Annotated in this window: 2 protein-coding genes; one reads left to right on the forward strand and one right to left on the reverse strand. The window is 65.4% G+C overall.

Annotated elements, in window-relative coordinates; all coding sequences use genetic code 11:
- Positions 1-593 precede the first annotated feature (593 nt).
- Complete coding sequence (locus IAE77_RS28840) at positions 594-3119, forward strand: PQQ-dependent sugar dehydrogenase (RefSeq protein ID WP_294234692.1); 2526 nt, start codon at positions 594-596, stop codon at positions 3117-3119.
- A 136-nt stretch (positions 3120-3255) separates the two neighbouring features.
- Here IAE77_RS28840 and IAE77_RS28845 read toward each other — a convergent pair whose 3' ends face one another.
- Complete coding sequence (locus tag IAE77_RS28845; RefSeq protein WP_294234695.1) at positions 3256-4515, reverse strand: hypothetical protein; 1260 nt, start codon at positions 4513-4515, stop codon at positions 3256-3258.
- Between the last annotated feature and the right edge of the window lie 112 nt (positions 4516-4627).

The following is a 4627-nucleotide window of genomic DNA, read 5'->3' on the forward strand; positions in this document are numbered from 1 at the left end:
GAATTCCGAGCTACGTGGAGTGCAGCTTCAGGCTGTGACCGTTTGCCGAGAGAGTGTGAGAAATGCGGGCTAGCCGGCGTTAGGCCGTGTTTGAAAACCTCTGCCGCAGAGCGGCAGCCGTCTGGTAGCCCGGCCTTTCAAGGCCGGGAGAGATGCGGGTGATCGCGTTGAGTCATGACCCGCGTCGCAGCGCGACGCCCGAACCCGTCCTCTCGACGCGGCGGGTTCGCGTGTCGCTCTGCGACACAGGATGCCTTGGGGCGTGCCGCCGTTTTCCTGTCCCCGGCCTTGAAAGGCCGGGCTACGGCACGTTCGTCGCTCCGCGACTTCCAAACCGGTTTTCAAACACGGCCTGACGCTTTGCGACCCTGCACAGGCATTTCGTGACCCGCATGGCGTGGCCTTCAAGGCTTTGTTTCATCGATCGTGGCTCCATTGGCCACGGTGTCCTCCTTTATGAGGCATCGACTCTCTCCAGCTCGCCCGGTCTCTCCGGCCATGGTGTCCTTTTAATGAGTCACTGCGGCTGTCCGATGTGCCTCCGAAATAGCATCGACAAGGCCGGGGGCGGCCGGGTAAGCTGTTCGTTTTCGATGTCTGGCAACCTCGCGCGCTTCTCTCTGTCCGCTGTCCTGGGCCTGTTCTGGCTCGGAACGGAAACGTGGGCGGCGTTCCCCACGCTGGCGCTGAAGCCGGTGGTGCTGGGGCAGGTTCACTCGCCGACGAACATCGTCAGCGCGAACGACGGCACCGGGCGGTTGTTTGTGTGCGACCAGTTGGGGAAGATCTTCGTGATCCAGGGCGGGATGATGATCCCGACGCCGTTTCTCAATCTGGCGAGCAGTGCGAATGCGGTGCCGAACGACGGGCCAGGGCCCATCGTGAGTGTGAACGCAAATTACAGCGAGCGTGGGCTTCTGGGGCTGGCGTTTCATCCGGGCTTCGGGAATCCGGCTTCGCCCGGTTACCGGCGGTTTTACGTGAACTACGTGAAGAACTACGAGGCGGGCATCGATCCAGCGCCGCCACAGGCAGGTGATCCCACAGGCGGAGGTGTGACGGTGGTGGCGGAGTTTCAGGTGTCGGCGACGAATCCGAATGTGGCGGACCCGGCTTCGCAGCGTCGCCTGCTGGCCTTCACGCAGCCGCAGACGAATCACAATGGCGGCCAGCTTCTGTTTGGGCCCGATGGTTATCTCTACATCGGCACGGGGGACGGCGGCGGCAGCAATGACAACGGTCTCGGCCACACCGGCCGCGAGGTCTCCACCACGAGCAATCTGGGCAATGCGCAGGACAAGACGCGACTGCTGGGCAAGATCCTGCGCATCGATCCGCTGGATCCGGATGGTGCGGGGCCGCTGACTTACAGCATTCCGGCCACGAATCCGTTTGTGGGCGCGGGCGGCGGTGTGAAGGAGGAAATTTATGCCTACGGCCTGCGCAATCCGTGGCGCTTCTCGTTTGATCAGCGGGCGGGCGGCACGAACCGGCTTTTCTGCGGCGATGTGGGCCAGGGACGCATCGAGGAGATCAATTTGATCGTCGCCGGCGGCAACTACGGCTGGCGTTACCTGGAAGGCTTCGAGAGTCCGACCTTCTCGTCCGGTGCGGGCTCCAATCCGATGCCTGATCCTGAGCCGGGGGTCACGAAGATCGCACCGATCGCGATGTATGCGCATCCGGGGGTGACGACGAGCCCGGTGCTGCCGCAGCTCGGGCTTTCGGTCACCGGTGGGTTTGTTTATCGCGGCACGGCGATCCCGGCGTTGCAGGGGAAGTATGTGTTTGGTGACTACGGCTCCACCGCCGGCGCTTCGGACGGCCGTTTGATGGGGCTGGAGGAAACGGCCCCGAACAGCGGCGTGTTCACGCTGACCCAGGCGGTGCCGTTGTTCGGGCTGGCGAATCCCATCGTCGGGCAGCGCATCCTGTGCCTGGGCGAGGACGAGAGCGGCGAGATCTACATCGGCATGAAAACGAAGCCCGGTGTGCTGGAGCTGGACAGCGGCCTGCCCTCCGGCGGCATCTACAAAATCATGCCCGTGGAGACGACGACGGCGAATCTCCAGCCAACGAAGGACAACACGATCTTCTCCGAGAGCGGTTCGCTCAGTGACGGGCGCGGTTACCTGTATGCGGGGCGGACGGGGATCAATTCGGGCTCCTCCGACCTCCGTCGGGCGCTGCTGGCCTTCAATGTGGCGGCGATTCCGCCCGAGGCGCAGATCCAGTCGGCCCAACTGAGGCTGAGAGTGGCGAAGGTGGGGCCGGCGGGCACGGGCAAAACGCTCACGCTGCAGCGGCTGAATGAGACGTGGGGCGAGGGCACCTCGGTGAATCCCAACGGGGGAACCGGCGACACGGCCACGACCTCCGACGCGACCTGGAGCCATCGTTTCTTCAACACCAGCACCTGGAGCACTCCGGGCGGTGCTTTTCAGGCCACGGCTTCCTCCTCCATCCCGGCGGCGGCTGGTTTGATCACCTTCCCTTCCTCCGCCCAAATGATCGCCGATGTGCAGGGCTGGATCACCTCCCCGGCCACGAATGCCGGCTGGATTGTGCGCAGCGATGAATTGACCGACGGCACGGCCTGCCAGTTCGACAGCCTGCAGTTGGGCACCACGATTCCGCGGCTGACGGTGGTCTATGACCTGGGACCGCAGCCCACGCCGTTCGAGAACTGGCTGGCGACCTACTACCCCGCGAATCTGACCGGGCAGTTCGTGGATCCGGAGGGCGACGACGACGGCGACGGCCTGCAAAACCAGATCGAATACGCCTACGGCCTCAGTCCGCTGAGCCGGGATGCCTCCGTCGGCTTCACAGCCACGACCGCCCCCGCGCCTGATGACGCCACCGACTTCCTGATCACTTTCCGCCGCGACACGAGCGCCACCGATCTGACCTTCCGCCTGCAAATCAGCCCGGATCTGGCCGGTTGGACGACGATCGCCGTGTGCAGCGGTTCGGACGGTGCGTCGGGGGAAAACGGCGGCGAGATCGTGTCCGAGGACGGTTTGATCGACGCGGTGAATCTGGTCACGGTGAAAGCGACCCTGCCCGCAGGCGCAAACGGTCGCCAGTTTGTGCGCTTGCAGGTGGAACGGCAGTAGTTGTTCGCAGTTCGCAGTTCGCAGTTCGCAGTTCGCGGTTGGTGGTTTGTTGCCGCAGGCGGCCAATAGCGATGGCTGAGGGGAAAGCTCCTTCCCCCGGCGGGAAGTCCGCTTACCGGGGCGCGGCAGCGGCGGCTCACGGCGCGATGCTCACGCCGAGGGGGACGGTGAGGGTTTTCCCATCGACTTTCACGTGGCAGAAGAAGCGGACGAAGCCGGGGTGGGGCGGGTAGATTTTGAAGGCGAGGGTGGGACCGCCGCGGACATCGGTGCGGAGGATGTCCGCGCCGACGGGATGGAGGCGGAGGACGGTTTTCCCGTCGTCGTAAAGGCCGGTGAGATGCGCGAAGGCGTTCATGAAGGGCTCCAGCCGCGTGACGGGCTGCCCGGTGGTGTCGGTGATGTGCAACCGCATGAGGCTGACCTGGCGGGCGATGGGCGCACCGCCGTTTCCGCTGGTGAAGGTGAGCTGGAAGCGCAGTCCGGCGGTGGTGACGTTCGTGGCGTCGAGAAAGTCGTGCCGGGACCGGTCCACCACTTGGAACGGGCCGCCGAGATCGGCGAAGGGGTGCTCTGGCAGGGCGGTCTGGACGGGCACCACCTCCGACCAGACGCGATAGGGGCCGGCGGTGGCGGGGGTGAAGGTCTGCGAGGACTCGACGGCGTCCGGGGTGAAGAGATGGAAGTCGGTGAGCGTGGGATCGATGAGCCAGAGCCGCACGGTGGCGGCGTGATTCGGCAGGAAGTCGGTGAGCGCGGCGGGTTTCCCGGCGGCGGTCTGGATGGCGGCGCTGAAGGTGAGCGGCGTGCCCGGAACGATCGTGGTGGCGGATGATTGGACCGCCAGACGCGTCTGGGCGGTCTCGGGAATGCCATAAAGCTCCGTGTAGGGGATGCGCCGGACACGCAGCGGTGCGGTGCAGAAGCGGCAGACGCCGCCCTTTGTGGTCAGCGTCTCCGGGTGGGCCGGGCAGGTGTAAATCTCCGCGCTGACATCCTCAGGGGCGAAGACGGTGCTGAGGGTCTTCAGCACGGCCTGCAGGCGCTCAAAGGACACCTCCACGCCGGGCTGCTGACGGGCCATGCCGTCACGGGCGATGTCATTGATAAGGCGGAAGGCGAGCGTGGTCTGGGAGGCGATGAGGGCGCGCTCCTGGTCGCTGGCCCCGGTGCGTGCGAGCATGCGGAGGGCGGGGCTGCACAGGGAGATCTGCTGCGGGACTTCCTCCACCCGTTTCTCTTTGAGGAGGCGGGTGACGTTGGTGGTGGAAAGGCGGATGACGTTCCAGGACTCGGCCCGGGTCTGGGGATCGAGCACCTGCGGGGGCACGGGCAGATCGGCCCGGCAGGGGAGCACCAGCGTGATGATGGGAAGCCAGCGGAGCAGGAGGCGCATGGGGACTCACTTCACGGCGATGTCATCCGCTGTCCAGAGCTGCCGGTCGGCACCGGCGGAGCGCACCTCCATCTCGGTGGCGGAGATCTGGTGGAAGAAATAGGCCGTGCCG

Origin of the sequence: Prosthecobacter sp. (assembly GCF_014879935.1) — a bacterium.
In the GTDB taxonomy this organism is placed as follows: domain Bacteria; phylum Verrucomicrobiota; class Verrucomicrobiia; order Verrucomicrobiales; family Verrucomicrobiaceae; genus Prosthecobacter.

What these genes read in the sequence shown, in the direction of transcription:
- IAE77_RS28840 (WP_294234692.1), top strand. Translation starts at nt 594, where the DNA reads ATGTCTGGCAACCTCGCGCGCTTCTCTCTGTCCGCTGTCCTGGGCCTG.
- IAE77_RS28845 (WP_294234695.1), bottom strand. Translation starts at nt 4,515, where the DNA reads ATGCGCCTCCTGCTCCGCTGGCTTCCCATCATCACGCTGGTGCTCCCC.